This is a genomic window from Bradyrhizobium sp. 215_C5_N1_1, assembly GCF_052075935.1.
GTDB classification, from domain to species: Bacteria; Pseudomonadota; Alphaproteobacteria; order Rhizobiales; family Xanthobacteraceae; genus Bradyrhizobium; species Bradyrhizobium barranii.
Window position 1 is genome coordinate 4,031,276 of the sequence record NZ_CP197228.1, and the last position, 24,898, is coordinate 4,056,173.

Genomic DNA, 24,898 nt, shown 5'->3' on the forward strand with positions numbered 1-24,898 from the left:
CGCTCACTCCACCGCGTACCAGCGCACCAGCCGCGGCGCGGCCCAGTCGGTCACGACGGATTCGATCAGCCAGCGTCCGGGTGAGGTCGCCGCGAATGCGATCCGCTGGGTCTGGCCGGGCTCGATTGCGAGCGTGTCGAGCCAATAGGGTTTCCAGCCGTCGTCGAGCTTGTCGAGCAGGCGGAAATGGTGGCCGTGCAGGTGAAACACGGTCGTGACCGGTCCGGGGTTCTTGAGGGCCAGCACGACGGTGCGGCCGGTCCTGGCGCGGAAGGCGGGATTGGAGGAGACGGAGAAGCTTGCAGGCCGTGCCCAGCCGGCCTCGGGCGCGCCGAGCGCGACATCGAACCGCAGGGCGCCTTTGAGGTCGAGCTTCTCGGGGAGGTCGTTCAGGGGGAGCGGCTGTGGTGGCAGCAGCGGCGCGCGCCGCTCGAGCTTGCCTGATATCGTGAGGCTCCCGACCTGGCGCGCCTCCTTGCCGTCATGCAACAGGAATGGGGCCGATGTGGCCGCGTCCACGAAGGCGTCGGCACGTGCGCCGGGGGCGAGCACCAGGGCGCCGTTGCGCGCCGGGAATGGCTCGGCCGGCTGTCCGTCGAGGGCCATCACCTGGACCTCGTGGCCTTCCAATTTGATCGCCAGAACAGAACGTTGCGAGCCGTTGATAAAGCGCAGCCGCAGCCGCTCGCCGGCCGCCGCTGAGAGTTCGAATGAAGTCCGCCCATTGAGCGTGAAGAGCGGTGTCGTGTCCTCGGGAACGCGGCCGGGCGGAAGCGCGGTCCCATCCGGCCGCAGGCGCCATTCCTCGATCAACAGGACCTCGTCGCGGTCGACAGGGACGCGATTTGTCTCGCCGGCGATGATCGGAAGCGGGCGCGCGGGCAGCTTCAGACCGTCTTCGAAGAGACGGAAGTCGGCTGCCAGAGTTCCTGCATTTGGTATTGAAACAATTGAGGTTTCAGTCACATCCGGCGCAGTCGGCGTACGCCCTCGCAACGGGTCGGCCGCGGCCGGGCCATTCAGGCCGTACCAGACTGGCGCAAGCGGGACAGGCAGGTCGTTCCGGAAGACCACCTCGCAGCGGTCGCCTCGCTTGAGACGGACGTTCCCGATATGGCTTACGGCGGCCAGCTCCCAGATCGGTGTCGCCGGCTGACCCGGCCTGAGCGCCAGGGTTGCCGGCCTTGCCTGCAGGGCGAGCTGGGCGGTGACAGCGGGGGCCGCGCCGCCGGCGATCAACCCGGCTGCGGGGGCTGCAAGTCCGGCTGCAAGTCCAGCTCCAAGTCCGGCCAAAACCTCACGCCGGGTCGGGTCAGAGATCCGCGTTTTCATGGCTCGATGCGGACCATGAAGCGCTGGATAAGTCCAGCCGTCGCGCCTACTTAAAGCCTGTCTCTATCGGGCCATTTTTTTGCTGCGAACAGTCAGGCACATGCTATAAGCCCGGCCGCCCGCGGCATCGCGGCCGGTCTTGATGCAAATTCACGCGGGCGTGGCGGAACTGGTAGACGCGCTGGATTTAGGTTCCAGTGACGAAAGTTGTGGGGGTTCGAGTCCCTCCGCCCGCACCAAGCGCTTTCAGCGTTTGCACGGATTACCGAAGGGCTGCTTCCTCACGGAGTGTTTCCGGCGGAAGTGGTCCGATGAACCACCGGCGTTGAGGCGTCTTGCCTCGCGCCGGTTCGATTAATGACAGCGTCCCGACGCATGCGTGCCGGGGCCGAGCGAGAAGAAGATTGGACGCCATGCAGGTCACAGAAACCCTCTCGGAAGGTTTGAAGCACGAGTTCAAGATCAGCGTTCCCGCGTCTGATCTCGACGCCAAGGCTGGTGCCAAACTCGTCGATCTCAAGGACAAGGTCCGCATCAACGGCTTCCGCCCCGGCAAGGTGCCGGTCGCTCACCTGAAGAAGGTCTATGGCCGCTCGGTGATGGCCGAGACCATCGACCAGACCATCCGCGACACCAACACGCAGCTGTTCTCCGACCGCGGTTTCCGCCTTGCGACCGAGCCGAAGATCACCATGCCGACCGAGCAGGCCGAGGTCGAGGAGCTGCTCAACGGCAAAACCGATCTGACCTACACGGTCGCGATCGAAGTGGTGCCCGCGATTGCGCTCGCCGATTTCAAGAGCTTCCAGGTCGAGAAGCCTGTCGCCGACGTGTCCGACGCCGATGTCGACGAAGCCATCAAGCGCATCGCCGACAGCAACCGCGGCTATGCGGCCAAGGCCGAGGGCGCCAAGGCCGAGTCGGGCGACCGCGTCACCATCAACTTCAAGGGCACCATCAACGGCGAAGTCTTCGAGGGCGGCACCGGCGAGGGCATCCAGGTCGCGATCGGTTCCAATACCTTCATCCCCGGTTTCGAGGAGCAGCTCACCGGCATCGGCGCGGGCGAGACGCGCACGCTGAAAGTGTCGTTCCCCAAGAACTACATGAACGACAAGCTCGCCGGCCAGCCGGCCGAGTTCGAGACCACCGCGACCTCGATCGAGGCGCCGCAGGACGTCGCGATCGACGACGAGTTCGCCAAGACGCTTGGCCTCGAATCGCTGGACAAGCTGAAGGAAGCCGCGCGCGAGCGTCTGGCTGCCGAGTTCGCCGGCGCGACGCGCCAGCGCGTCAAGCGTGCGCTGCTCGACCGCCTCGACGAGGCGCATCGCTTCGAAGCGCCGCCGTCGCTCGTCGACGAGGAGTTCAATCTGATGTGGAACTCGGTCAAGGCCGAGATGGATTCGGCCGGCAAGACCTTCGCGGACGAGGATACCACCGAAGACAAGGCCAAGGACGAGTACCGCAAGATCGCAGACCGCCGCGTGCGGCTCGGCCTCGTGCTGTCCGAGATCGGCGAGAAGAACAAGATCACCGTGACCGACGACGAGGTCGGTCGCGCCGTGATCGAGCGCGCTCGTTCGATGCCGGGCCGCGAGAAGGAAGTCTGGGACTATTACCGCAGCAACGCCCAGGCGCTGGCCCAGCTTCGTGCACCGATCTACGAGGACAAGGTCGTCGACTTCATCCTCGAGCTCGCCAACGTGACCGAGAAGAAGGTCTCGCGCGAGGACCTGTACAAGGACGAGGACGCGGAAAAGACCGCAGCCTGAAGGCTCTAGAGCGTTTTCGAGCGAAGTGGATACCGGTTCGCGTAAAGAAAACGCGTCAAACTTAGAATCTAGAGCCCCGTTCCGATTCCATCGGAACGGGGCTCTAGGAAAGCCTTCCATTAAGGATGATCAGCGAAGAGGCCCGGCTAGCCATCTGGCTGGCTGGGCCTGTTTGCGAGAATCAGCTTCAAGTGCCCCGTGGATTAAGCCTTAATTCGCTCCGCACTTGTCTGGCGCGAATTGGGCTATATCTGTCGGTACGCCCTGTACCCAAGTCTTATACCAAGCGTTCTACCTCTACCCACTTCCTGCATCACTGGCGTCCATCGGCCTTCCGGCAAATCCAGCTAAACTGGCAGCCAAGACCGGCAATGTCCGCCTCCTAAAACCCTAGGTGACTCATGCGCGATCCGGTTGAAACCTACATGAACCTCGTGCCCATGGTGGTCGAGCAGACCAACCGTGGCGAGCGCGCCTACGACATCTTCTCGCGCCTGTTGAAGGAGCGCATCATTTTCCTGACCGGGCCGGTCGAGGACGGCATGTCGACGCTGGTGGTCGCGCAGCTCCTGTTCCTTGAAGCGGAAAATCCGAAGAAGGAAATCTCGATGTACATCAACTCGCCGGGCGGCGTGGTGACGTCGGGCCTCGCGATCTACGACACCATGCAGTTCATCCGCCCGCCGGTCTCGACGCTGTGCACGGGCCAGGCCGCCTCGATGGGCTCGCTGCTGCTCTGCGCCGGCGAAAAGGACATGCGCTTCTCGCTGCCGAACGCGCGCATCATGGTGCACCAGCCCTCCGGCGGCTTCCAGGGCCAGGCCACCGATATCATGCTGCACGCGCAGGAAATCCTGAACCTGAAGAAGCGGCTCAACGAGATCTACGTGAAGCACACCGGTCAGACCTACAAGACGATCGAGGACGCGCTGGAACGCGACAAGTTCCTCACCGCGAACGACGCCAAGGAGTTCGGCCTGGTCGACAGGGTCATCGACAAGCGCGCCGAAGAGCCGGCGGCGAAACCGCAGTAACGCGAACGGGGCTGCAACATCGATCCCTGGAATACCTATCGGGATTTCTCGGGATCGTCAGGGCGACGTTCACGTTAACGGCGCACTACGCGGCGGCGCAAAAAACAGTCTTGCGCCCCGCGACAGGCAGAAAGTTCCGCTTTCGTGCTTGTTTTTCGTGGCAATCCAGCAACTCCGGGGCGATTTCGATCACTTCGTCCGTGCCAAGACGTGAAATCACGGTATTGTCACGGGTAGCCAGCGCCCCCTCGATTAGCGAATTCTTGATAGTCGGGTGACAGCATGGTTGGCTACGATTGATCGGCTATGATCGCGGAGAATCGAGTGCCCGTGATTCGCACGGGATGTAACGCGTAGGGTCTTTTTTGGTACGGAATTTGCTCTATTTGAACTTCATACGGCATGCGTGCCGGAATGGAGCGATCGAGCGGAGCGGGATCGAACCGCGGACGGAGACATGAATGAGTAAGGTCGGCACGAGCGACTCCAAGAACACACTGTATTGCTCGTTCTGCGGCAAGAGCCAGCACGAAGTCCGCAAACTGATCGCGGGTCCCACGGTCTTCATCTGCGACGAGTGCGTTGAGCTCTGCATGGACATCATCCGCGAGGAGAACAAATCCTCGCTCGTGAAGTCGCGCGACGGCATTCCGACGCCGAAGGAAATCTGCAAGGTCCTGGACGATTACGTCATCGGCCAGAGCCATGCGAAGAAGGTCCTGTCGGTCGCGGTGCACAATCACTACAAGCGCCTCAACCACCAGACCAAGCACAACGACGTTGAGCTCGCGAAGTCGAACATCCTGCTGATCGGTCCGACCGGTTCGGGCAAGACGCTGCTCGCGCAGACGCTCGCCCGCATCCTGGACGTGCCGTTCACGATGGCCGATGCCACGACGCTGACCGAAGCCGGCTATGTCGGCGAGGACGTCGAGAACATCATCCTGAAGCTGCTCCAGGCCGCCGACTACAATGTCGAGCGCGCCCAGCGCGGCATCGTCTACATCGACGAAATCGACAAGATCAGCCGCAAGTCCGACAATCCCTCGATCACGCGCGACGTGTCGGGTGAGGGCGTGCAGCAGGCGCTGCTGAAGATCATGGAAGGCACGGTGGCTTCGGTCCCGCCGCAGGGCGGCCGCAAGCATCCGCAGCAGGAGTTCCTGCAGGTGGATACCACCAACATCCTGTTCATCTGCGGCGGTGCGTTCGCCGGCCTCGAGAAGATCATCTCGGCGCGCGGGCGGTCGACCTCGATCGGCTTCGCCGCCCAGGTGCTCGCGCCGGAGGATCGCCGTACCGGCGAGATCTTCCGCCACGTCGAGCCTGAGGACCTCCTGAAGTACGGTCTCATCCCCGAATTCGTCGGCCGTCTGCCGGTCGTGGCGACGCTCGAGGATCTGGACGAGACTTCGCTGAAGAAGATCCTCACCGAGCCGAAGAACGCGCTGGTGAAACAGTACCAGCGGCTGTTCGAGATGGAGAACATCGAGCTGACCTTCGCCGACGAGGCACTTGGCGCGGTCGCCCGCAAGGCGATCGAGCGCAAGACCGGCGCGCGTGGTCTGCGTTCGATCCTCGAGGCGATCCTGCTCGAGACCATGTTCGACCTGCCGGGCCTGGAAGGTGTGGAAGAAGTCGTGATTTCGCGCGAAGTCGTGGAAGGTACGGCCCGTCCGCTCTACATCTACGCCGATCGGTCCGATCGCGCCGTCGAGAACGCCAGCGCCTGATTTACGGCGCTGGAACGCTCCAATCGTCTTTGATAGTAGCGGCTGCGGAATGGTTCTCCGCAGCCGATGTTGCGTCGCTTATACGCGTGCGTAAGCGCCTGATGGCGCGCGTCTTTCAATGACTTGACACCCCCCCGGTCGATAGCCACCTAATGTCGACGGCGAGCGAAAATTCTCTTCAAGATTCGCCTCAGTTCCGATCCGGCAAGCCCGGTCCAACCTTAGAATGGTAGGCCGGTTTTGTGGATCACCTCGGCACCTTGTGGCGGTTGCGCATGAGCATGGCGGGCTGCGTGCAAGGGGGTAAAGCAAAAGGAAAAGGCCATGACTAATCCAAAACCCCGGCCAACCATCGTCCATGGCGAGACGCACGCCTATCCCGTGCTGCCGCTGCGCGACATCGTCGTCTTCCCGCACATGATCGTTCCGCTCTTCGTCGGTCGCGAGAAGTCGATCCGCGCGCTCGAAGAGGTGATGAAGAACGACGCGCTGATCATGCTCGCGACGCAGAAGAACGCGTCCGACGATGATCCGGCGCCCGATGCCATTTACGAGACCGGTACGCTCGCCAGCGTGCTTCAGCTCTTGAAGCTTCCCGACGGCACCGTGAAGGTGCTGGTCGAAGGGCTCGAGCGTGCGCGCGTGCAGAAATACACTGATCGCAGCGAGTATTACGAAGCGACCGCGATTGCGCTCGCCGACACCGATGCGAAATCGGTCGAGGCGGAGGCACTGTCGCGCTCGGTCGTGTCCGACTTCGAGAGCTATGTGAAGCTCAACAAGAAGATCTCGGCCGAGGTCGTCGGCGTCGTGCAGGCGATCACCGATTTCGCCAAGCTCGCCGACACCGTTGCCTCGCATCTCGCCGTCAAGATTGCGGATCGCCAGCAAATCCTGGAGACGCTGTCGGTCACCACGCGCCTCGAGAAGGTGCTGGGCCTGATGGAGAGCGAAATCTCGGTGCTGCAGGTCGAGAAGCGCATCCGCTCGCGCGTCAAGCGCCAGATGGAGAAGACCCAGCGCGAGTATTATCTCAACGAGCAGATGAAGGCGATCCAGAAGGAGCTCGGCGACGACGACGGTCGCGACGAGCTCGCCGATCTCGAAGAGAAGATCTCCAAGACCAAGCTCTCCAAGGAAGCGCGCGAGAAGGCGCAGCATGAATTGAAGAAGCTGCGCCAGATGTCGCCGATGTCCGCGGAAGCGACCGTCGTGCGCAACTATCTGGATTGGCTGCTGTCGATCCCGTGGAACAAGAAGTCCAAGGTGAAGAAGGATTTGGAATCGGCGCAGGCGGTTCTGGATGCCGATCACTACGGGCTCGAGAAGGTCAAGGACCGTATCGTCGAGTATCTCGCGGTGCAGTCGCGCGCCAACAAGCTGACCGGACCGATCCTCTGCCTCGTCGGACCTCCCGGCGTCGGCAAGACCTCGCTCGGCAAGTCGATCGCGAAGGCGACGGGGCGCGAGTTCGTGCGCGTCTCGCTCGGCGGCGTGCGCGACGAGGCCGAGATCCGCGGTCACCGCCGCACCTATATCGGGTCGATGCCCGGCAAGATCATCCAGTCGATGCGGAAGGCGAAGTCGTCCAATCCGCTGTTCCTGCTGGACGAGATCGACAAGATGGGCGCCGATTTCCGCGGCGATCCGTCTTCGGCGCTGCTCGAGGTCCTCGACCCCGAGCAGAACGGGACCTTCAACGACCACTACCTCGAGGTCGACTACGATCTGTCCAACGTGATGTTCATCACGACCGCGAATACGCTCAATATTCCGGGACCGCTGATGGACCGCATGGAGATCATCCGGATCGCGGGCTACACCGAGAACGAGAAGGTCGAGATCGCGCGCAAGCATCTGATCCCGAACGCGGTGTCCAAGCACGGCCTGGACTCCAAGGAGTTCTCGATCGACGACGACGCGCTGCTGCTGTTGATCCGCCGCTACACCCGCGAAGCGGGCGTGCGTAATCTGGAGCGTGAGCTCTCCACACTCGCCCGCAAGGCGGTGAAGGAGCTGATGATCTCCAAGAAGAAGTCGGTCAAGGTCACCGAGAAGACTCTGGAAGAGTTGCTCGGCGTGCCGAAGTACCGCTTCGGCGAGATCGAGAGCGAGCCGCAGGTCGGTATCGTCACGGGCCTGGCCTGGACCGATGTCGGCGGCGAGCTGCTGACGATCGAAGGCGTCATGATGCCCGGCAAGGGCAAGATGACGGTCACGGGCAATCTGCGCGACGTGATGAAGGAATCGATCTCGGCGGCGGCGTCCTATGTGCGCTCGCGTGCGATCGTCTACGGCATCGAGCCGCCGCTGTTCGACCGGCGCGACATCCACGTGCACGTGCCGGAAGGCGCGACGCCGAAGGACGGTCCGTCGGCGGGCGTGGCGATGGCCACCGCGATCATCTCGGTCATGACCGGCATTCCGGTCCGCCACGATGTCGCGATGACCGGCGAGATCACGCTGCGCGGCCGCGTGCTGCCGATCGGCGGCCTGAAGGAGAAGCTGCTGGCCGCTGCCCGCGGCGGCATCAAGACGGTGCTGATCCCCGAGGATAACGCCAAGGATCTCACGGAGATTTCCGATGCGATCAAGGGCGGCATGGAGATCATCCCGGTGTCGCGTCTGGACGACGTCGTCGCCAGGGCGCTGGTGAAGAAGCCGGTGCCGATCGTCTGGGAAGAGGACACCAAGGTGACGGTGAAGCCGGACGGGGACGAGGCCGCTGGCGGACTGACCGCTCACTAAGGTTCAGCGAAAGATGATAAAACGGCGCCTTCGGGCGCCGTTTTTGTTTTGGGGGCAGGGGATCAGGGCGATGCAGATCGACGGGCAGTGCCATTGCGGGCAGATCACCTTTGAGGCCGAGGTCGACCCCGAGGCGGTGTCGGTCTGCCATTGCCGGGATTGCCAGACCCTGACGGGATCGCCGTTCCGGGTGACCGCGATCTGCACCAAGGCCGACGTGCGCGTGACCAGCGGCACGCCAAAAGTCTACGGCAAGCGCGGCGACAACGGCCGGATGCGTTTCCAGCACTTCTGCGCCGACTGCGGTTCCCCGCTGTTCACCAGCGGCGAGGGTGATCAGGCCGACGATTGGGGCATCCGCTGGGGCTCAATCCGCCAGCGCGACAAATTGCGGCCCATCAGGCAGATCTGGTGCCAGTCGGCGGCGGTGTGGATCGACGCGGTGCCGCTGCTGCCGGGGAGGCCGGGGGATTAAGGCTGGCTTGCCAAGCCGAAGCTCGCCGCAAAAAGCCCGACTTCGCCCGTTGGGATTCGGCGTGGCAGCCTGCGTCGCTGCGCGAGCGCAGGCTGGTGGGCGGTCACGGATTCGAACCGCGGACCCTCTCGGTGTAAACGAGATGCTCTAACCAGCTGAGCTAACCGCCCCAAGGCGCCTCTTTAGCCCTCCCGCGGGTGTTCGAGCAAGGCCCGAACGCATCGCAAACAGGGCTCGAGCAAGACCGCCTTTGTGATGATTGTCACAGGCGTCCGCCCGCGAGTCGGCCAATGTCCACCGCAATTCACGATGGAGGGGTGGCCAATGTGTGCTCTGCTGGACCTCATCTACCGACATTGTTGCCGGGCGTGTTTGCGCGAAGCGCGACGCATGAGCCGCCGCGGCTCGATCATTCCAATTTGGTAGTTCCGGCTGACGGCGCGCCGATTTGGCCGCTGGCGGCTGTCCTGCCTCGTTGCGCCTGGCATCGGACGCCCACGAGCCGCCCTCCAAGGGTCCAAAATTGCCCTTTTTCGGTCATCTTTTTGATCGCCATCCGAACCAACGTTACGGCTCCCTGTGGCAGCGTGGAGTATCGCCGTGATGAGTGATCTTCGCATCAAGCTGGAAAGGTACGAGTCGAAAGCCGCCCACTGCATGAAAGCGGCTCAAGAAGCTCCTGATGAGGCCGGTCGGGCCTTCTACGAGGAGCTTGCCAACTATTACGACGAGCTGGCAGCCGACTTTCGCCGCGTCCTCGCCAAGCGAACCGGAGTTTCGCTCGCGGCCGGATGATCCGGCATAGCGCAGGTCGGCAGTTGAAGACCTCGGCGGTCCGTCAACCTCTGACGCCGTGTCGTGCGGCGTGAACGCAAGAACGTCTCGCTGACAGGTGGACCGAACAGGCCGCCTCAGTTGACGGCGTCCTTGCTTTTCGGCATCGGGGTCTTTCGACCAAGCTGCCGGAGGGGATCCATGGAACAGCCAAGCGGACACGCAGAGAATGCCGACCAGATCGCCTATTGGAACGGTCCGAGCGGGCAGCGCTGGGCCGATCGGCACGCGGCCCAGGAGAGCCTGCTCGGCCCCATCGCCGACGTGCTGATCGATCGCGCCAGGCCGAAGCCGGGCGAGCGCGTGCTCGATGTCGGCTGCGGCTCCGGTGCGACGACGTTCGCGTTCGCGAAGGCTGTCGCGCCCGATGGCTTCGCGCTCGGCCTCGACGTCTCCGATCCCATGCTGTCGCAGGCGCGCGCGTTTGCGCCAAAAGGCCTGCCGCTCGATTTCGTGCTGGCGGATGCGACGGTGCATCCGTTCGAGCCGGCGAGCTTTGACCTGCTCGCCTCGCGCTTCGGCGTGATGTTCTTCGCCGATCCCATTGCGTCCTTCACCAACCTCCGCCGCGCGCTGAAGCCGACCGGACGGCTCGCCTTCGCCTGCTGGCGCGAGCCGAAGGAAAATCCGTGGATGATGGCGCCGCTGATGGCGGTCTACAAACATGTCCCGAAGATGCCACCGGTCGGGCCGGAAGAGCCGGGCCCGTTCGCCTTCGCCTCAGAGGAGCGCGTGACGCGCATCCTGAAGGGCGCGGGCTTCGTAGACGTGGCGATGGCGCCGCACAATCTCGCGATGGATGTCGCCATCGGCGGTGGTCTCGATGCCGCGGTCGAGGGCTCGCTCCAGATCGGCCCGGCCAGCCGCGCGCTCCAGGGCCATCCGCCGGAGACGTATGCTGCCGCAAAAGCCTCAATCCGCGAGATGCTGGCGCCGTTCATGAAGGGACAAAGCGTGGCGCTGCAGGGCGCGATCTGGATCGTCACGGCCAAGGCAGCGTAGGCGGCGCTCTACCCACCGTCATTGCGAGCGTAGCGAAGCAATCCAGACTGCCTCCGCGGAGACAGCCTGGATTAGCTTCGTCGCTTCGCTCCTCGCAATGACGACGTGGTTGGGCCTGTGAGTCCTAAACCACATCATCCGGCGCGAGCGCGCAGCCGTTGTCGGGATGCGTCTCGATCTGGAGCGTGGCGTGGCCGATGCGGAACGACGCCCTCAGCATCTGCGCCGTCTCCATCAGGAATGCATCGCCGGCCCCGGTGGGCATGACGAGATGGCAGGTCAGCGCCGTCTCGGTGGTCGAGATCGGCCAGACGTGGAGGTCGTGGATTCCCGAGACGCCGGGCCGCTCCAGCAGAAAGATCTTGATCGCGGCGATGTCGGTGCCCTTGGGCGCCGCCGCCATCGACATGTCAATGGAGCCGCGCAGCAGGCTGGTGGTGCTCCAGAGGATGGTGGCGCAGATGACGAGGCTGGTGACGGGATCGAGCCAGAGCCAGCCGGTCCAGATGATCAGCGCCGCCGAGATCACGACGCCGAGCGAGACCGCGGCGTCGGCCGCCATGTGCAGATAGGCGCCTTCGATGTTGATGTCGTCCTTGCGTCCGCGCGCGAACAGCATGGCCGTAAAACCGTTGATGAGGATGCCGATACCGGCGACCACCATCACGGTGACGCCTGCGACCGGCTCCGGCTCGCGCAGCCGCAAGATCGCCTCCCAGCCGATCGCGCCTGTTGCGACCAGCAGGAACACTGCATTTGCCAGCGCTGCCAGGATGGTGGAGGCGCGAAAGCCATAGGTGAAGCGGCCGCTCGGCGCGCGCCTTGCCGCGATCGACGCGCACCAGGCCACGACCAGGCCGAGCACGTCGCTGAGATTGTGGCCGGCATCGGCTAGCAGGGCGGTGGAGTTGCCGATATAGCCGTAGATCGCCTCGGCCACGACCAGCGCGGTGTTGAGCGAAATGCCGATCGCGAATGCCGTGCCGAAATCGGCGGGCGCATGGACATGCGCGTGGCCAGAACCGTGGTTATGCCCGTGATCATGCCCGTGGCCGGCATGATCATGGTGGTGATGACCGTGATGGTCGTGGCTGCCCAAATCTAGCGCTCCCCGGACGCCGCCAAATCAGACGCCATTGTAGGCGTTTCGGTGTCTGCGTCACGCCGGAACAGCGCATAGAGCGCCGGCAGCACCAGCAGCGTCAGCACGGTCGAGGAGATGATGCCGCCGATCACCACGGTCGCCAGCGGACGCTGCACCTCGGCGCCGGCGCCGGTGGCGAGCGCCATCGGCACGAAGCCGAGGGAGGCGACCAGGGCGGTCATCAGCACCGGGCGCAGCCGCGTCAATGCACCCTCACGCACCGCGTCGGCCACGGGGCGCCCCTCGCTACGCAGCCGCTCGATGAAGGCGATGATGACGAGGCCGTTGAGAACGGCGACGCCCGACAGCGCGATGAAGCCGACACCGGCACTGATCGATAAGGGAATACCGCGCAGCAACAGCGCGGCGACCCCGCCGGTCAGCGCCAGCGGCACGCCGGAGAACACCAGCGCCGCATCCGCCGCCGATCCCATGCCCATGAACAGCAGCAGGAACACCAGCAACAGCGCCACCGGCACCACGATCGTCAGCCGCTTGGTGGCGGAAACCAGCTGCTCGAACTGTCCGCCCCAGCCGATCCAGTAGCCGGGCGGCAGCTTGACCTTCTCGGCCACGGCCTCTTGGGCCTCGGCGACGAAGGAGCGCAGGTCGCGCCCGCGAACGTTGGCCATCACCACCACGCGGCGCTTGCCGTTCTCGCGGCTGATCTGGTTGGGGCCGGGCGCGATCTCGATCGTCGCAACCGAGGACAGGGGCACGTAGCGGGGCGTCGAACCCGATGCACCCGGCCAGGCGGTCTTGGTGACGGCGGGGACATCGTCGCCCGGCGGCAGCGGGATCGGCAGCGATTTGATCGTATCGGGGTTGGCGCGCAGGTTTTCCGGCAGCCGCACCACGATGTCGAAGCGGCGATCGCCCTCGAACAGCTTTCCGACCGGCTTGCCGCCGATCGCGATCTCGACCAGGTTCTGCACCTCGCTGAGACTGAGTCCGTAACGCGACAACGCTTGGCGGTCGAGCTTGACGGTGAGGATCGGCAGGCCTGCGACCTGCTCGGTCTTCACGTCGGCGGCACCCTCGATGCCGCGGACCACGCCGTTGACCTGCTGGGCGATGCCGGCCAGCACGTCGAGATCGTCGCCGAAGATCTTGACGCCGACATCGCTGCGGATACCGGCGATCAGCTCGTTGAAGCGCATCTGGATCGGCTGGGTCATCGCATAGGCCGTGCCGGGCAGGGTGTTGGCGGTGCGCTCGATGTCCTCGATCACCTCGTTCTTCGGCTTGGCGGGATCGGGCCATTCCTCACGCGGCTTCAGCGTCACGAAGGTGTCGGCGACATTCGGAGGCATCGGATCGTTGGCGATTTCGGCGGTGCCCATCTTGGAGAAGACCGTCGCCACCTCTGGAACCTGCTTGAGCGCCTTCTCCAGCCGAATCTGCATGTCGGCGCTCTGGGTCAGGCTGGTGCCGGGAATTCGGATGGTCTCGATGGTAATGTCGCCTTCGTCCAGGCTCGGGATGAACTCGCCACCCATGCGCGTCGCGGCGAAGATGCTGCCGGCGACGATCAGGACGGCACCGAACGCGACGCTGCCGCGGTAGCGGATGGCACGCTCGAGCAGCGGCAAATAGAACCGCTTTGCCGCCCGCATGAAGATGTTTTCCTTCTCCGAGACCTTGCCGGTGACGAAGATCGCCACCGCAGCCGGGACGAACGTGACCGACAGCAGCGCCGCGCCCGCGAGCGCCATCAGCACGGTCAGCGCCATCGGCGTGAACATCTTGCCCTCGGTGCCCGTCAGGGTGAGGACCGGGAGATAGACGACCGCGATGATCAACGTGCCGAACAGGCTCGGCTTGATGACCTCGCGCGCGCCCGCGTGAATCGTCTCCAGCCGTTCCTCCAGCGACAGCAGCCGTCCGCGCCGGCTCTGCTCGACGGCGAGCAGCCGCAAACAGTTTTCGACGATGATGACTGCGCCGTCGACGATGATGCCGAAATCGATCGCGCCCAGGCTCATCAAATTGGCGCTGACCTTGCTCTCGACCATGCCTGATATCGTAAACAGCATCGAGAGGGGAATGACACAGGTGGTGATCAGGGCGGCGCGGATGTTGCCGAGGATCAGGAACAGCACTGCAATCACCAGTGCCGCGCCCTCGACGAGGTTCTTCTCGACGGTCTCGATGGTGGCTTCCACCAGATGTGTGCGGTCGTAAACCGCGTGCGCGATCACGCCCTCAGGCAGCGATTTTGCGATCTCGTTGAGTCGAGCCGCCACGCGCTGGGCCACGGTGCGGCTGTTCTCGCCGATCAGCAGCATGGTGGTGCCGAGCACGGTCTCCTTGCCGTTGGCTGACGCCGCGCCCATGCGGAGCTCGTGCCCTTCCCGCACGTCGGCGACGTCACGGATACGTACCGGCACCCCGCCACGCGAGCCGATCACTATGTCCTTGATGTCGTCGATATTGGCGACCTGGCCGGGCGCTCGGACGAGATATTGCTCGCCGTTGCGCTCGATATAGCCGGCGCCGACATTGGCGTTGTTGGCGGTCAGCGCCGTCATGATGTCGCGGAAACCGAGCTTGTAGGCCATCAGACGGGCGGGGATCGGCAGCACGTGGAATTGCCGCTCGTAGCCGCCGATCGAGTTGACCTCGATCACGCCAGGGATGGTGCGCAATTGCGGCTTGATGATCCAGTCCTGGATGGTACGCAATTCCGTCGGCGTGAATTCGAGGCCGGTCGGAGATTTCGCGCCCGGCTTGGCTTCCACCGAGTAGACGTAGATCTCGCCGAGACCGGTCGAGATCGGCCCCATCGCAACTTCGACGCCGGCCGGCAACTGGTCGCGTGCCTGCTGGATGCGCTCGTTGACGAGTTGGCGTGCGAAATAGATATCGGTGCCGTCCTGGAACACGACGGTGACCTGGCTGAGACCGTAGCGCGAGATCGACCGGGTATATTCGAGCTTGGGCAGGCCACCCATCGCGGTCTCGATCGGAAAGGTGATCCGCTGCTCGGATTCGAGCGGCGATAGGCCGGGCGCACGGGTGTTGATCTGGACCTGGACGTTCGTGACATCAGGCACGGCATCGATCGGCAGACGCGTGAAGTTCCAGGCGCCGAAGGCGCCGACCGCGAGTGTGATGAGGATGACCATCCAGCGCTGGCGGATGGCGAGGGCGAGGAGGGCGTCAATCATGGTCGGCCTCTCCCTTGCCCATCTCCGCCTTCACCACGAAGCTGTTCTCGGCGACGTAGCGTTCGCCGGCCGAGAGGCCTGCACGGATCTCCACGAACTTCGCATCGGAATCGCCTGTTTCCACGGGGCGGGCCTCGATCTTGTCGTCGTCTTCGCGGACGAACACGACCGTCTTATTCTCCAGCATCTGGATCGCCCCTGTGCGTACCGCCACGGCGACGTGACGTTTTGCGAGCACAAGCCGCGCCGTGACGAACAGGCCGGGACGCAAGCGCCCGTCCGGATTTGGCAGCACCACGCGGGCGAGCGCGGTCTGGGTCTCGCTACTGCCGATCGGCGCCATGTAGGCGATCGTGCCCTTGATCTCGCCGCGGCCGTCGTCGGGATCGATCAGCACCTCGTCATTGAGGCGAACGCGCCGGAGGTCCTGCCGGTAGATCGACAGGTCGACCCAGATCGTCGAGAGGTCGGCGACCACGAAGGCCGGCTTCTGCTCGGAGACGTATTCGCCGAGCGAGATCTGCCGCTCGATGATGGTGCCGGCGATCGGCGCCTTGAGCTCGTAGACGGTGAGGCTCTGGTTGCTCTCGATCGCGGCGAGCAGATCGTCCTTGCCGACCCTGTCGCCGATGCGCTTCTGGATCGATTTGGCGACCCCCGGAAAGCGCGGCGTCACCTGCACGACCGCTTCCTGGTTGGCGCGCAAGATGCCGTTGAAGGACAGCGTATCGGTCAGCGTCGCACTCCCGGCCTCCGCCAGCGTGATACCGGCAGCTGCCAGCTTGACGTCGGAGATGCGGATGCGGTCGGCGCCGTGCTCGTCCTGCTCGACATGGTCGTTCGGCTTCTCCGGCTTCTTCTCCGCGGCATGCTCGGTGTGCGTGACCCCGGCAGGGGCGAGCAGGGAATAGCCGTAAGCGCCGAGTGCTGCGGCCACGATGGCGACGAGAATGGTGGAGGATTTCTTCATCGCGCGCTCTCCCGGGCCAGCGCAAAGGGATTGCCGACGAGGCCTTCGATGGTCGCAACGCCGGCATGGAAGTTCTGCAGCGCCTCCTGCTCGCGCAGCCGCGCCTGGGTGACGCTCGCCTGAGCGTCGAGCACTTCGAGCAGCGAGAAGCGGCCCTGGCCGTAGCCCTGCGCGATCGCCTCCGAGGCTTCCGTGGCTTTCGGAATCGCGGTCTCGCGCAGCACCGCGAGCTCACGCAGCGAGCCCTGGAGCGAGTCGTAGGCGCGGCCGGCGACCACGATCAGCGTGTTGCGGTTGGCCTCGCGCTCGGCCCTGGTCTTGGCGAGGCTTTCCTGCGCCGAGAGGATGTTGCCCTGGTTCTGGTCGAACACGGGGATCGGCACCGAGACGGTGAGGCGCACCGCGTCGTCATTGGTCTCGTTGAAATGGCGCCATCCCGCCGCGATCCGCACGTCGGGATAGGGCCTTAAGCGCGCCATCAACAGCTCGGCGTTGCGCTGGGCATACACGGCCATCCAGCGCACCAGCTGCGGATTGGCATCGATGGCGGCCACGACCGACTGGAACGTCGGCGTCTTTCCCGTGGTATCGAGCCGGCCGGAGACATCGCCGAATTTTACCGCGGGATCCCCCATCAGCACCGCAAGCTCGCGCCGGGCGCTCGCCAGCGTCGCCTTGAAGCGTTCGCGGTCGGCCTTCACCAGGGCGGACGCGACCTCGGCGCGGCCGGTCTCTGCTGGCGAGGAGGCGCCTGCCTCGACGCGGCGGCGCAGCAGCGGCGTCAGCCGGTCGATCGCGGCGATCTGCTCGTCGAGGATCTGGATGCGCCGCTGCGCGCCGAGCACGCTGAGGAAGGCGATCGCAGTCTCCGACAGCACCTCCAGCCTGACGGCCTTGCGCTGGATCGCGGCCACCTCGATGCCGGCGGCGCCTGCGGCGATCCGCGCGTCACGCTTGCCGAACAGCTCGAAGGCCTGGCTGATCTGGAGTGTGGTCTCGGCCGATCTCGTGCCGCGATAGATGCCGGAGCCGAACGAATTGTCCTGTTCATAGGACAGTTCCGGATTGAGCAGCGCGCCGGCCTGGATGCGCTGCCCCGTGGCGATGCCGACGTCGCGTTCTGCTGCGGTGAGCCGCGGGCTCGCGGCCAGCGCGCGCGACAGCGCGCTCCGCATCGTAAGCGTCTGGGCGTGCGCGTGCTGCGTCAGCCAGGGGCCAACGAAAATCGCCATCGCGCAGGCAAGGCGCGCGGCAGTCCGTCTGCAAGACATGAAGGTGACCTGTGAACAATAGCATCGTAGGCGCACGGGCGCCCGGCTGATCAGTTCAGGTCAGATGTTTGGGGGGCGGAGAGTCGGTGTCAGGCACGACGCCTGCAAGCACAGTCAGCCGAGGCGGATTTGACGCGGCCACCAACTCCGACATTGCGTCAGGCAGCAGCAGTTGTGCGAAGACCACCGAGAAACAGCCATGACAGTGATGGGCTGCCAGCGTCTTGCTATCCGTATCTCCGGAATGGGGTCCCGGCGACGCAGCGATTTCCAGCTGGCCGAACGGATTGGTCACGTCCAGGCATTGGCACGTATGCAACACGCCCGACAGCAGATAGCTGATTGCGAGACACGCAGCCAACAGCCCGCGCCAGTTGCGCAGGCGAAACAATCTGATCGGGCGGCGGATCGCAGTCACGAAGTCACTCTGGTTACGTCCGGGTTCGTAGCATGGCGACCGGAACAGTGTCGACCCGCAATAATGTTACGTGTGCGGAACTGAACGTCGCACCCGCATGTGTCCATGCGATTGCAAGCAGCGTCGTTCGTTCATCGCCATCGTTACGGTCCGATGGTAAGATAGAAACGACGAGAGGGAGCTCGGAATGCCCGAAGAGTCTTGCTGCTCGCATGATGCGTGCTGTGGGGAAGCCGCCAAACCTCGTGTGGAGGAAGTCGCTGCGTCAGGCTGCGCCGACTGCTGCTCGGCGGGCGTTCCGGTCTTCGACGGGCTCGATCCGCGATACAAGCGCGTGCTGTGGACCGTCATCGCCATCAACGCGGCGATGTTCGTGAGTGAAATGGCGGCGGGCCATTTGGCCGGCTCCCAGGCTCTCAAGGCCGACGCTCTCGACTTCCTCGCCGACACGGTCACCTACGGCCTGAGCCTTTCGGTGATCGGCGCGAGCATCAAGACGCGTGCCACCGCCGCGTTGTTCAAGGGGTTGTCGCTCAGTGCCATGGCCGCCTGGGTGTTCGGGTCAACGCTCTATCAGACCCTGGTCCTGGGGCTCCCGCGTGCGGAGCTGATGGGAGCGATGAGCCTGGCCGCGCTGGCAGCGAACCTGACCTCGGTTCTCCTGCTCGCGCGCTACAAGGACGGCGACGCCAACGTGCGCTCGGTTTGGCTCTGCTCGCGCAATGACGCGATCGGCAACGTCATCGTGATGGTCGCTGCCATCGGTGTATTTGGAACCGCGACGGCATGGCCCGATCTGGCTGTCGCCGCGGTAATGGCTGGAATCTTCCTCACCTCTTCGCTGCAAATCTTGCGGCAAGCATGGGCGGAGTATCGCGGCGGGCAAGCTGCCGTGACTGCCTGAGGGGGGCCTTTGCGCCCGATCCAAACGCGGAAAGGCCCCAGCCCGGGGCTGACCGGCTGAGGCCTTATGTGCTCACATTCTCATCCTTGGGACTTGAGGCGCTAACGCGCCCCGCACTGGATCGTTCCGCAGGGCTCGGAATTATTTTGCCCTGCTGCCGGGGGTAGCAGCGTTCCTACGCCTTCTCCTCCCAGATCATCGCGAGATGCACGATCGTCTGCACCGCCTTTTCCATGTCCTGCCGGCTGACCCATTCGAGCCGCGAATGAAACGCGTGCTCGCCGGCAAAGATGTTGGGGCAGGGCAGGCCCATGAAGGACAGGCGCGAGCCGTCGGTGCCGCCGCGGATCGCGGTGCGCATCGGGCGCAGGCCGGCACGGCGGATCGCCTCGATCGCGTATTCGAGGATCTGCGGGTGACGGTCGATCACCTGCTTCATGTTGCGGTACTGCTCCCTGACCTCGAACTTGTAGGTCGAGCGCGGATAGTCCTTCATCACGTCCTTGACGATGTTCTCCAGCAGGACTTCCTTCTCCTTCAGCCCTTCCTCGGTGAAGTCGCGCACGATGAAGGAGAGCGTCGCCTGCTCCAGCGCGCCGTCGATGCCGATCGGATGCAGAAAGCCCTGCTTGCCTGACGTCGTCTCGGGCGAGCAGCCTTCCTTGGGCAGGCGTTCGACGATGGCGGCTGCGATCTTGATCGCGTGCTCCATCTTGCCCTTGGCGTAGCCTGGATGGGCGCTAACGCCGTTGATGGTGATGGTGGCGCCGTCGGCCGAGAAGGTCTCGTCCTCGACGCTGCCGGCGCTCTCGCCGTCCATGGTGTAGCCGAAATCGGCGCCGAGCTTCTTCAGGTCGACATTGTCGACGCCGCGGCCGATCTCCTCGTCCGGCGTGAACAGGATCTTGATGGTGCCGTGCTTCACATCGGGGTTGTTGATGAAGAAATGCGCGGCATCCATGATCTCGGCGACGCCGGCCTTGTTGTCGGCGCCGAGCAGCGTGGTGCCGTCGGTGGTGATGATGTCGTTGCCGATCTGGTTCTTCAGCGCGGGATGTTCAGTGAAGCGGATCACCTGGCTGGTATCGCCCGGCAGCGTGATATCGCCGCCGCGATAGTCCTTCACCAGCTGCGGCTTGACGTCCTTGCCGGTCACGTCGGGCGAGGTGTCCATGTGCGAGCAGAAGCAGATCACCGGCACCTTCTTGGTCGTGTTGGCCGGGATCGTTCCGTAGACGTAGCCGAAGTCGTCGAGATGCGCGTCGGCGACGCCCATGGCCTTCAACTCGGCGGCGAGCACGCGGCCGAGATCTTTCTGTTTCTCGGTCGAGGGCGAGGCCGGGGATTCCGGATCGGACTGGGTGTCGATGGTGACGTAGCGCAGGAAGCGTTCGGTCACAGTGTGCGAAAAGGAGAGGGAGGACATTTCTGGTCAAACCGCCGGGTCTTGGGGGATGCAGGCGGTATATCAGAAAAGCGGGCCGTGATGCGGCCGGAACGAAGCGGATCAGGCTTAACGAAACGTAGCTGCTAGATCGCTTCCTTGAGCTCCTTGACCGGGCGGAAGGCGACCTTCTTGCTGGCCTTGATGTGGATCGCCTCGCCGGTGGTGGGGTTGCGGCCGGTGCGGGCGGCGCGCTTGCGGACCTGGAGGATGCCGAGCCCGACGATGCGGACGCGGTCGCCCTTCTTGAGGTGCTTGGCGATCAGATCGACCATGTCGGTCAGGACGGCCTCGGCGTGCTTTTTCGAGAGGTCCTGGCTCTCCGCGACGTCAGCGGCGAGGTGCTTGAGCGTGATGGTGGCGGGAGCGGCTGCCTTCTTCGCCGAATCCTTCTTGGCCGAATCCTTCTTAGCCATGTCTGGCCTCCTCAATGACAGGGAAGCCCCGGAAAAGCCGGTCAAGCGTGGGGATCCCTCCAAGTCCTGGAAGGCGTAGACGATTCGGGCGCGGGCTGACTATGCCACGAGTTCCCGGCGGACGCCGGCAATGCCGCGAAAGGCATCGAGAAGTTCGGGCTAAGACTATGAAGGGATTGCCAAAATGGCGCGAGAGACGGGGCTCGAACCCGCGACCTCCGGCGTGACAGGCCGGCGCTCTAACCAACTGAGCTACTCCCGCGTGGTTCGCTGAAAGCGCGCGGAACGAGGGGGGACTTAAAGGCGGGGCTTGGTGAAGTCAAGGACGTTGCGCTTTGTCAGGACGCATCGGCTAAGCATTGCTCTGGAAAACGAAAAAGGCCGCCAGGCGGCGGCCTCTGTCAGCCCGAAACAGGGCGTGTCAGCGAATCTCCGACGTGCCTGCGCTGGTCACGGCAACGGGCTTCCCGGCCTTGATCACGTGGGCCGATTGGGCGGTCTGGCTGTAATCGGCATTGGTGCGGGCTGCGATCCCGAAGCCGGCGACCAGAATACCAGCAACCAGCGCCACCACCACGATCTTCAGGTGGGTGCCACGATCAGCCGAGTGAATTGAGTGGTTCATATAAGCCTCCCGACGGGCTTAGCCGCCGTCTATGGGCTCATGTCTTAAGGACCATCTGTTTCCGGATGGTTTCGCGGGTTCCGCAAAATGGTTTCATTAATACGCCCGCTTGGTTTCGCCGGGCTGGCGGCCGGAACAGGTCTCAGGCGGCCGCCCGGCCGATATCGTCCCGGATCGAACGGGCTGCCCAGACGAACAGCAGGGCGCCCAGTGTGGTCGTGACCGCCGCCGAGAGCAGGGAATAGCGCACGGCGTCCGCGCCGTAAGTGCCCTTGAGGGCGTCGTTGACCATGCCGACGGCAAGCGGGCCGACGCCCTGGCCGAAGCAGGTGGCGGTGAGCGCGATCAGGGCGGAGGCGAGCGCCCGCATGCTCGGCTTCGCGACCGTCTGCGCGATCGCGAAGATCGGTCCGAGATGGAAGCCGACCAGGAACGAGGTCAGCGCCAGCATCGCGACCATCATCGCGAAATCCTGCGTCAGCATGCACAGCGCGAACACCGGGCCGGCGAGCCCCGAGGTGATCGCCGGCGCCCACAGCTTCCAGCGGTCGTCGCGGCGGCTGATTTGCGCCACCACGAAGCCGCCGAGCAGGGTGCCGGCCATGCCGGCGAGCCCCTTGAAGGTCCCGGCATAGGTGCCGATCTCGGCGCTCGACAGATGGTGCACGCGTGCCAGGAACGGCGGGATCCAGGCCGCCGTTGCGTAGTTCGTATAGGTGGTGAGGCAGAAGCCGACCAGCACGATGATGAAGCTCTGCTGCGAGGCCAGGAAGCGCAGTGTCGGCCCGAGCGGCTCGGGCACAAAACTCTCCTGCATCGCGCCGCGCTTCGGCTCGGAGATCGTCAGCCACAGAATCAATGCGAGCAGGATGCCGGGCAGGCCGGCGACGTAGAACGCCATCCGCCAGCCATAGTGCTGGTTGACGTAGCCGCCGATGAAATAGCCGAGGAAGACGCCGAGATAGGTGCCGATGGCGTAGATGCCGAGCGCGCGCGGGCGCTCGTTCTTGGTGAAGAGATCGGCGACGATCGATTGCGAGGCGGGCGAGCCCGCGGATTCGCCGATGCCCACGCCGATGCGCGCCAGCGCCAGCGAGGTCACGCTCGAGGCCGACCCGCACAGCGCCGTCATCGCACTCCAGAACGCAAGGGCCACCGCGACGATGTTGCGCCGGTTGAGCCGGTCGGCGACGCGCGCGATGGGAATGCCGAGCAGGGAATAGAACAGTGCGAAGCCGAAGCCCGCGAGCAGACCCATCATGGTGTCGCTGAGCTGAAACTCCTTCTTGATCGGCTCGATCAGGACGTTGAAGATCGTGCGGTCGAGGAAGTTCAGCGCATAGATGATGGTGAGCAGGCCCAGCACGTAATAGCGCCGCGCCGGGGGCTTTGCCGCCGCAGTCGTCTGCACCGACATCTGTGACGTCACATCGACCATCGCATCCCCCCAATTTGTCTTTGTTATCGTTGCCGGTCCAGCCCTTCGTGAGGCTGGTCGAGAGCGTTTTCGAGCGAAGTGGATACCGGTTTGCGTGAAGAAAACGCGCCAAAAACTCAGCCTTCGCGGATGTAATTCCCCGCTTCGAATTCGACTGGCGCAGCACTTGCGTCGAACGATACGCCGATCGGATCGCGGTCTGCCTCCATCGCCTCCAGTTGCTCGCTCAGCATGCGCCGGATCATCAGGATGCCGCGGTCGCTCTGGCCGAAATGCTCCTCGGAGTGGATGGTCTGCGGGCCCTGGCCGACCTGGGCCTCGTAATCGCCCGGGAATTGCTGGTGCTCGGCTTCCGTCATGTCCCACCAGAATTTGCCGTTGAACTTCGAGCGCATGCGGCCGATGTCGCCGGAAGTCTTGACGCGGCCGGCGACGTAGATGCGGAACGAGGTGTCGTCGATCGGCAGCGTCCAGCCGATCGACTCGACGCGGGCGAATTGCGCCACGCGCGGGTTCGGCACGACACGGAGCGTGGGGAGGGCCGCTTCGGTGACGCGATAAAACACCTTGCCGTCGTCCTGCTTGCGGATCGAGCGCACGGCGATGCCGCGCGGCGTCTTGTCGAACCTCACCTCCGGCATCGAGGCCATCATGTCAGTGAATTGCGGCCCCGAGAACGAGCCGTGCAGCACCGGCACGTGATAGGGATCGACCACGTTCTCGAAATGCTGTAGCCAGTTGCAGGGGATGATCGCGGGGCCGCCGCCGCCGATCGAGGAATCGTCGGCTTCGACGAACTCGCCTTCGTCCATGTTTTCCAGGCATTCGTAAGCCGGCAGCACCGGGCGTTTCTCGGCCGGGCCCATATAGGCGAAGATCAGCCCATAGCGCTCCTCGACTGGGTACCAGGGCTGGCGCACCTTGTCCTTGAACTGGCCGCCGTCGGGCTCGCAGGGCTGCTCGAGACAATGGCCTTCGGCGTCGAACTTCCAGCCGTGATAGCAGCAGCGGATGCCGTCTTCCTCGACCTTGCCGTAATAGAGCGTGGTGCCGCGATGGCAGCAGCGTGCATGGAGCAGGCCGACACGGCCGTGCTTGTCGCGGAACAGCACCAGATCCTCGCCGAGCGCGCGGACCTTCTTCGGCCTGTCGGTGGCATCGCTGACCAGCGCGACCGGATGCCAGTAGCGGCGCAGCAGCTCGCCCATCGGCGTGCCGCGAACGACCGAGGTGAGTTCGGTGCGCGTGTGCGCCGGCTTCATCGCATAGGCGGTGCCGAGATCGCGATCCCGCTGGGTCATCGTCATGCTGTTCCTCCCGCCGCTGGCCTTAGGTGGCCGGGTCGTTTTGATGCGGTGACCCAGTGAAAAATAATTCGATGACAATGTCAACGATATTCCAGAATGCCTCTTAATCGCATTTGGAATCAGGTTGGGGAGGTTGCGCTACCAGCGCTTGGCACGCCCCGGCTTTCTTGGCAGAGGTGGATCATGAGCCAGACATCGAGCAGGGACGGGCACGCATCGCCCGATGCGGACGAAAGCCACTCGCCGGCGCCGATCACCGTGATGCTGTCGTCACGGCTGATGGTGCTCGCCAATTTGCTCAAGCGCGGCGCCATCCTGCGCTACAAACGCCTCGCCGGATTGTCCTCGGTCGAGTTCGGTCTCGTCGCCTCGCTCGGTCGCCGTCCGCCGATGAGCGTGGCGCGGCTCGCCGAAGCCGTCGGCCAGGACAAGGGCCAGATCAGCCGCGCGCTCGCGGAGCTCGTCTCGCGCAAGCTGATCGCGAAGTCGGCGAACCCGAAGGACAGCCGCGAGGTGCTGGTCGCGCTGACAGCGGCAGGGCTCGCTGCGCATGATGCGATCGTCGAAGGCGCGCAGGAGCGCAATCGGCAATTGCTCGAACAGTTGAGCAAGGACGAGTTCGAGACGCTGCTGGCGCAGATCGACCGTCTCACGGCGACAGCCGAGAAGATGCTCGAAGCCGAGAAAGTTTCACGCTGATCTCTCGGAAATCTCCGGGAATGTTGGATCATTTCTAAGAACCCTTCTAAGAGGTTTTCAATTAGGGAATTCGCGCGCGCTCACCTAAGCGTCACTGCAAGCGCCTGCCGTTGGGGGAACGACGGCATGACGCAAGCAAACAGACATGTTGGGGTGCGC

Annotated in this window: 20 protein-coding genes and 3 tRNA genes; 10 read left to right on the forward strand and 13 right to left on the reverse strand. The window is 64.2% G+C overall.

All coding sequences use genetic code 11. The annotated features are described in order from the left end of the window. Nucleotides 1–3: 3 nt before the first annotated feature. Nucleotides 4–1,332 (reverse strand): multicopper oxidase family protein, encoded by a 1,329-nt coding sequence (locus AB7G19_RS19415; RefSeq protein ID WP_354112926.1) that lies wholly within the window; start codon nt 1,330–1,332, stop codon nt 4–6. Nucleotides 1,333–1,486: 154 nt separating this feature from the next. Here AB7G19_RS19415 and AB7G19_RS19420 point away from each other — a divergent pair. From AB7G19_RS19420 to AB7G19_RS19445, 6 genes are all read left to right on the forward strand, one after another. After that, nucleotides 1,487–1,571, forward strand: a tRNA-Leu gene (locus tag AB7G19_RS19420). Nucleotides 1,572–1,745: 174 nt separating this feature from the next. After that, nucleotides 1,746–3,107 carry a trigger factor gene (gene tig / locus AB7G19_RS19425; protein ID WP_208087147.1) on the forward strand — a complete coding sequence of 454 codons (1,362 nt, stop codon included), beginning with the start codon at nt 1,746–1,748 and terminating at the stop codon, nt 3,105–3,107. A 401-nt stretch (nt 3,108–3,508) separates the two neighbouring features. Then, the gene (locus AB7G19_RS19430; protein WP_063982958.1) at nt 3,509–4,141 is read left to right on the forward strand and encodes an ATP-dependent Clp protease proteolytic subunit; all 633 of its coding nucleotides are present in this window, start codon (nt 3,509–3,511) and stop codon (nt 4,139–4,141) included. Nucleotides 4,142–4,602: 461 nt separating this feature from the next. Then, complete coding sequence (gene clpX, locus AB7G19_RS19435; protein WP_014494834.1) at nt 4,603–5,874, forward strand: ATP-dependent Clp protease ATP-binding subunit ClpX; 1,272 nt, start codon at nt 4,603–4,605, stop codon at nt 5,872–5,874. Between the two features lie 324 nt (nt 5,875–6,198). Next, nucleotides 6,199–8,622 (forward strand): endopeptidase La, encoded by a 2,424-nt coding sequence (lon, locus tag AB7G19_RS19440; RefSeq protein WP_354112925.1) that lies wholly within the window; start codon nt 6,199–6,201, stop codon nt 8,620–8,622. 70 nt (nt 8,623–8,692) lie between these two features. Next, complete coding sequence (locus tag AB7G19_RS19445; protein ID WP_354112924.1) at nt 8,693–9,097, forward strand: GFA family protein; 405 nt, start codon at nt 8,693–8,695, stop codon at nt 9,095–9,097. 93 nt (nt 9,098–9,190) lie between these two features. Here AB7G19_RS19445 and AB7G19_RS19450 read toward each other — a convergent pair. Next, nucleotides 9,191–9,267: transfer RNA gene (locus AB7G19_RS19450), tRNA-Val, on the reverse strand. Between the two features lie 433 nt (nt 9,268–9,700). Here AB7G19_RS19450 and AB7G19_RS19455 point away from each other — a divergent pair. Beyond that, nucleotides 9,701–9,892 carry a hypothetical protein gene (locus AB7G19_RS19455; protein ID WP_441268017.1) on the forward strand — a complete coding sequence of 64 codons (192 nt, stop codon included), beginning with the start codon at nt 9,701–9,703 and terminating at the stop codon, nt 9,890–9,892. A 180-nt stretch (nt 9,893–10,072) separates the two neighbouring features. Beyond that, complete coding sequence (locus AB7G19_RS19460; RefSeq protein ID WP_354112923.1) at nt 10,073–10,933, forward strand: class I SAM-dependent methyltransferase; 861 nt, start codon at nt 10,073–10,075, stop codon at nt 10,931–10,933. Between the two features lie 124 nt (nt 10,934–11,057). Here the strand turns inward: AB7G19_RS19460 and AB7G19_RS19465 are convergent, their stop codons facing one another. The 5 genes from AB7G19_RS19465 to AB7G19_RS19485 are packed head-to-tail and all read right to left on the reverse strand — an operon-like array spanning nt 11,058 to nt 17,906. Then, nucleotides 11,058–12,032 (reverse strand): cation diffusion facilitator family transporter, encoded by a 975-nt coding sequence (locus AB7G19_RS19465; RefSeq protein WP_354112922.1) that lies wholly within the window; start codon nt 12,030–12,032, stop codon nt 11,058–11,060. Between the two features lie 2 nt (nt 12,033–12,034). Then, nucleotides 12,035–15,247, reverse strand: a complete 3,213-nt coding sequence (locus AB7G19_RS19470; protein ID WP_354112921.1) for an efflux RND transporter permease subunit — start codon at nt 15,245–15,247, stop codon at nt 12,035–12,037. Continuing rightward, on the reverse strand, nt 15,240–16,217 hold the full coding sequence (gene ihpB / locus AB7G19_RS19475) for a divalent metal ion exporter adaptor subunit IhpB (protein ID WP_354112920.1): 978 nt from the start codon (nt 16,215–16,217) through the stop codon (nt 15,240–15,242). The genes AB7G19_RS19470 and ihpB overlap by 8 nt, the downstream gene beginning before the upstream one ends. Then, entirely contained in the window at nt 16,214–17,488 is a 1,275-nt protein-coding gene (gene ihpA / locus AB7G19_RS19480) for a divalent metal ion exporter subunit IhpA (RefSeq protein WP_354112919.1), read from the reverse strand. Before ihpA ends, ihpB begins: the two co-directional genes overlap by 4 nt. A gap of 55 nt (nt 17,489–17,543) precedes the next feature. Continuing rightward, nucleotides 17,544–17,906, reverse strand: coding sequence for a hypothetical protein (locus AB7G19_RS19485; protein WP_354112918.1), 363 nt, complete (start codon nt 17,904–17,906; stop codon nt 17,544–17,546). A 187-nt stretch (nt 17,907–18,093) separates the two neighbouring features. Between AB7G19_RS19485 and AB7G19_RS19490 the strand changes: the two genes are divergently transcribed. After that, nucleotides 18,094–18,810 (forward strand): cation transporter, encoded by a 717-nt coding sequence (locus tag AB7G19_RS19490; protein ID WP_259257325.1) that lies wholly within the window; start codon nt 18,094–18,096, stop codon nt 18,808–18,810. A gap of 175 nt (nt 18,811–18,985) precedes the next feature. Here AB7G19_RS19490 and pepT read toward each other — a convergent pair whose 3' ends face one another. The 6 genes from pepT to AB7G19_RS19520 form a co-directional block, all read right to left on the reverse strand. Continuing rightward, nucleotides 18,986–20,236, reverse strand: a complete 1,251-nt coding sequence (pepT, locus tag AB7G19_RS19495; protein WP_014494845.1) for a peptidase T — start codon at nt 20,234–20,236, stop codon at nt 18,986–18,988. Between the two features lie 104 nt (nt 20,237–20,340). Next, nucleotides 20,341–20,670 carry an HU family DNA-binding protein gene (locus tag AB7G19_RS19500; RefSeq protein WP_063982968.1) on the reverse strand — a complete coding sequence of 110 codons (330 nt, stop codon included), beginning with the start codon at nt 20,668–20,670 and terminating at the stop codon, nt 20,341–20,343. A gap of 185 nt (nt 20,671–20,855) precedes the next feature. Continuing rightward, nucleotides 20,856–20,932 (reverse strand) — tRNA-Asp (locus tag AB7G19_RS19505). 159 nt (nt 20,933–21,091) lie between these two features. Then, nucleotides 21,092–21,295, reverse strand: a complete 204-nt coding sequence (locus AB7G19_RS19510) for a hypothetical protein (protein ID WP_028149044.1) — start codon at nt 21,293–21,295, stop codon at nt 21,092–21,094. A gap of 142 nt (nt 21,296–21,437) precedes the next feature. Beyond that, nucleotides 21,438–22,733: a spinster family MFS transporter gene (locus AB7G19_RS19515; protein ID WP_354112917.1), complete on the reverse strand. Its 1,296-nt coding sequence runs from the start codon at nt 22,731–22,733 to the stop codon at nt 21,438–21,440. A 116-nt stretch (nt 22,734–22,849) separates the two neighbouring features. Continuing rightward, nucleotides 22,850–24,040 carry an aromatic ring-hydroxylating dioxygenase subunit alpha gene (locus AB7G19_RS19520; protein ID WP_135216779.1) on the reverse strand — a complete coding sequence of 397 codons (1,191 nt, stop codon included), beginning with the start codon at nt 24,038–24,040 and terminating at the stop codon, nt 22,850–22,852. Nucleotides 24,041–24,223: 183 nt separating this feature from the next. On the opposite strand from AB7G19_RS19520, the gene AB7G19_RS19525 reads away from it, so the two are divergent. Beyond that, nucleotides 24,224–24,739, forward strand: a complete 516-nt coding sequence (locus AB7G19_RS19525) for a MarR family winged helix-turn-helix transcriptional regulator (RefSeq protein WP_038943030.1) — start codon at nt 24,224–24,226, stop codon at nt 24,737–24,739. The last annotated feature ends 159 nt before the right edge of the window (nt 24,740–24,898 follow it).

What these genes read in the sequence shown, in the direction of transcription:
- ihpB (WP_354112920.1), bottom strand. Translation starts at nt 16,217, where the DNA reads ATGAAGAAATCCTCCACCATTCTCGTCGCCATCGTGGCCGCAGCACTC.
- AB7G19_RS19510 (WP_028149044.1), bottom strand. Translation starts at nt 21,295, where the DNA reads ATGAACCACTCAATTCACTCGGCTGATCGTGGCACCCACCTGAAGATC.
- ihpA (WP_354112919.1), bottom strand. Translation starts at nt 17,488, where the DNA reads ATGTCTTGCAGACGGACTGCCGCGCGCCTTGCCTGCGCGATGGCGATT.
- AB7G19_RS19490 (WP_259257325.1), top strand. Translation starts at nt 18,094, where the DNA reads ATGCCCGAAGAGTCTTGCTGCTCGCATGATGCGTGCTGTGGGGAAGCC.
- AB7G19_RS19430 (WP_063982958.1), top strand. Translation starts at nt 3,509, where the DNA reads ATGCGCGATCCGGTTGAAACCTACATGAACCTCGTGCCCATGGTGGTC.
- AB7G19_RS19515 (WP_354112917.1), bottom strand. Translation starts at nt 22,733, where the DNA reads ATGGTCGATGTGACGTCACAGATGTCGGTGCAGACGACTGCGGCGGCA.
- AB7G19_RS19460 (WP_354112923.1), top strand. Translation starts at nt 10,073, where the DNA reads ATGGAACAGCCAAGCGGACACGCAGAGAATGCCGACCAGATCGCCTAT.
- AB7G19_RS19520 (WP_135216779.1), bottom strand. Translation starts at nt 24,040, where the DNA reads ATGACGATGACCCAGCGGGATCGCGATCTCGGCACCGCCTATGCGATG.
- AB7G19_RS19445 (WP_354112924.1), top strand. Translation starts at nt 8,693, where the DNA reads ATGCAGATCGACGGGCAGTGCCATTGCGGGCAGATCACCTTTGAGGCC.
- AB7G19_RS19500 (WP_063982968.1), bottom strand. Translation starts at nt 20,670, where the DNA reads ATGGCTAAGAAGGATTCGGCCAAGAAGGATTCGGCGAAGAAGGCAGCC.
- lon (WP_354112925.1), top strand. Translation starts at nt 6,199, where the DNA reads ATGACTAATCCAAAACCCCGGCCAACCATCGTCCATGGCGAGACGCAC.
- AB7G19_RS19470 (WP_354112921.1), bottom strand. Translation starts at nt 15,247, where the DNA reads ATGATTGACGCCCTCCTCGCCCTCGCCATCCGCCAGCGCTGGATGGTC.
- AB7G19_RS19525 (WP_038943030.1), top strand. Translation starts at nt 24,224, where the DNA reads ATGAGCCAGACATCGAGCAGGGACGGGCACGCATCGCCCGATGCGGAC.
- AB7G19_RS19415 (WP_354112926.1), bottom strand. Translation starts at nt 1,332, where the DNA reads ATGAAAACGCGGATCTCTGACCCGACCCGGCGTGAGGTTTTGGCCGGA.
- pepT (WP_014494845.1), bottom strand. Translation starts at nt 20,236, where the DNA reads ATGTCCTCCCTCTCCTTTTCGCACACTGTGACCGAACGCTTCCTGCGC.
- tig (WP_208087147.1), top strand. Translation starts at nt 1,746, where the DNA reads ATGCAGGTCACAGAAACCCTCTCGGAAGGTTTGAAGCACGAGTTCAAG.
- clpX (WP_014494834.1), top strand. Translation starts at nt 4,603, where the DNA reads ATGAGTAAGGTCGGCACGAGCGACTCCAAGAACACACTGTATTGCTCG.
- AB7G19_RS19455 (WP_441268017.1), top strand. Translation starts at nt 9,701, where the DNA reads ATGAGTGATCTTCGCATCAAGCTGGAAAGGTACGAGTCGAAAGCCGCC.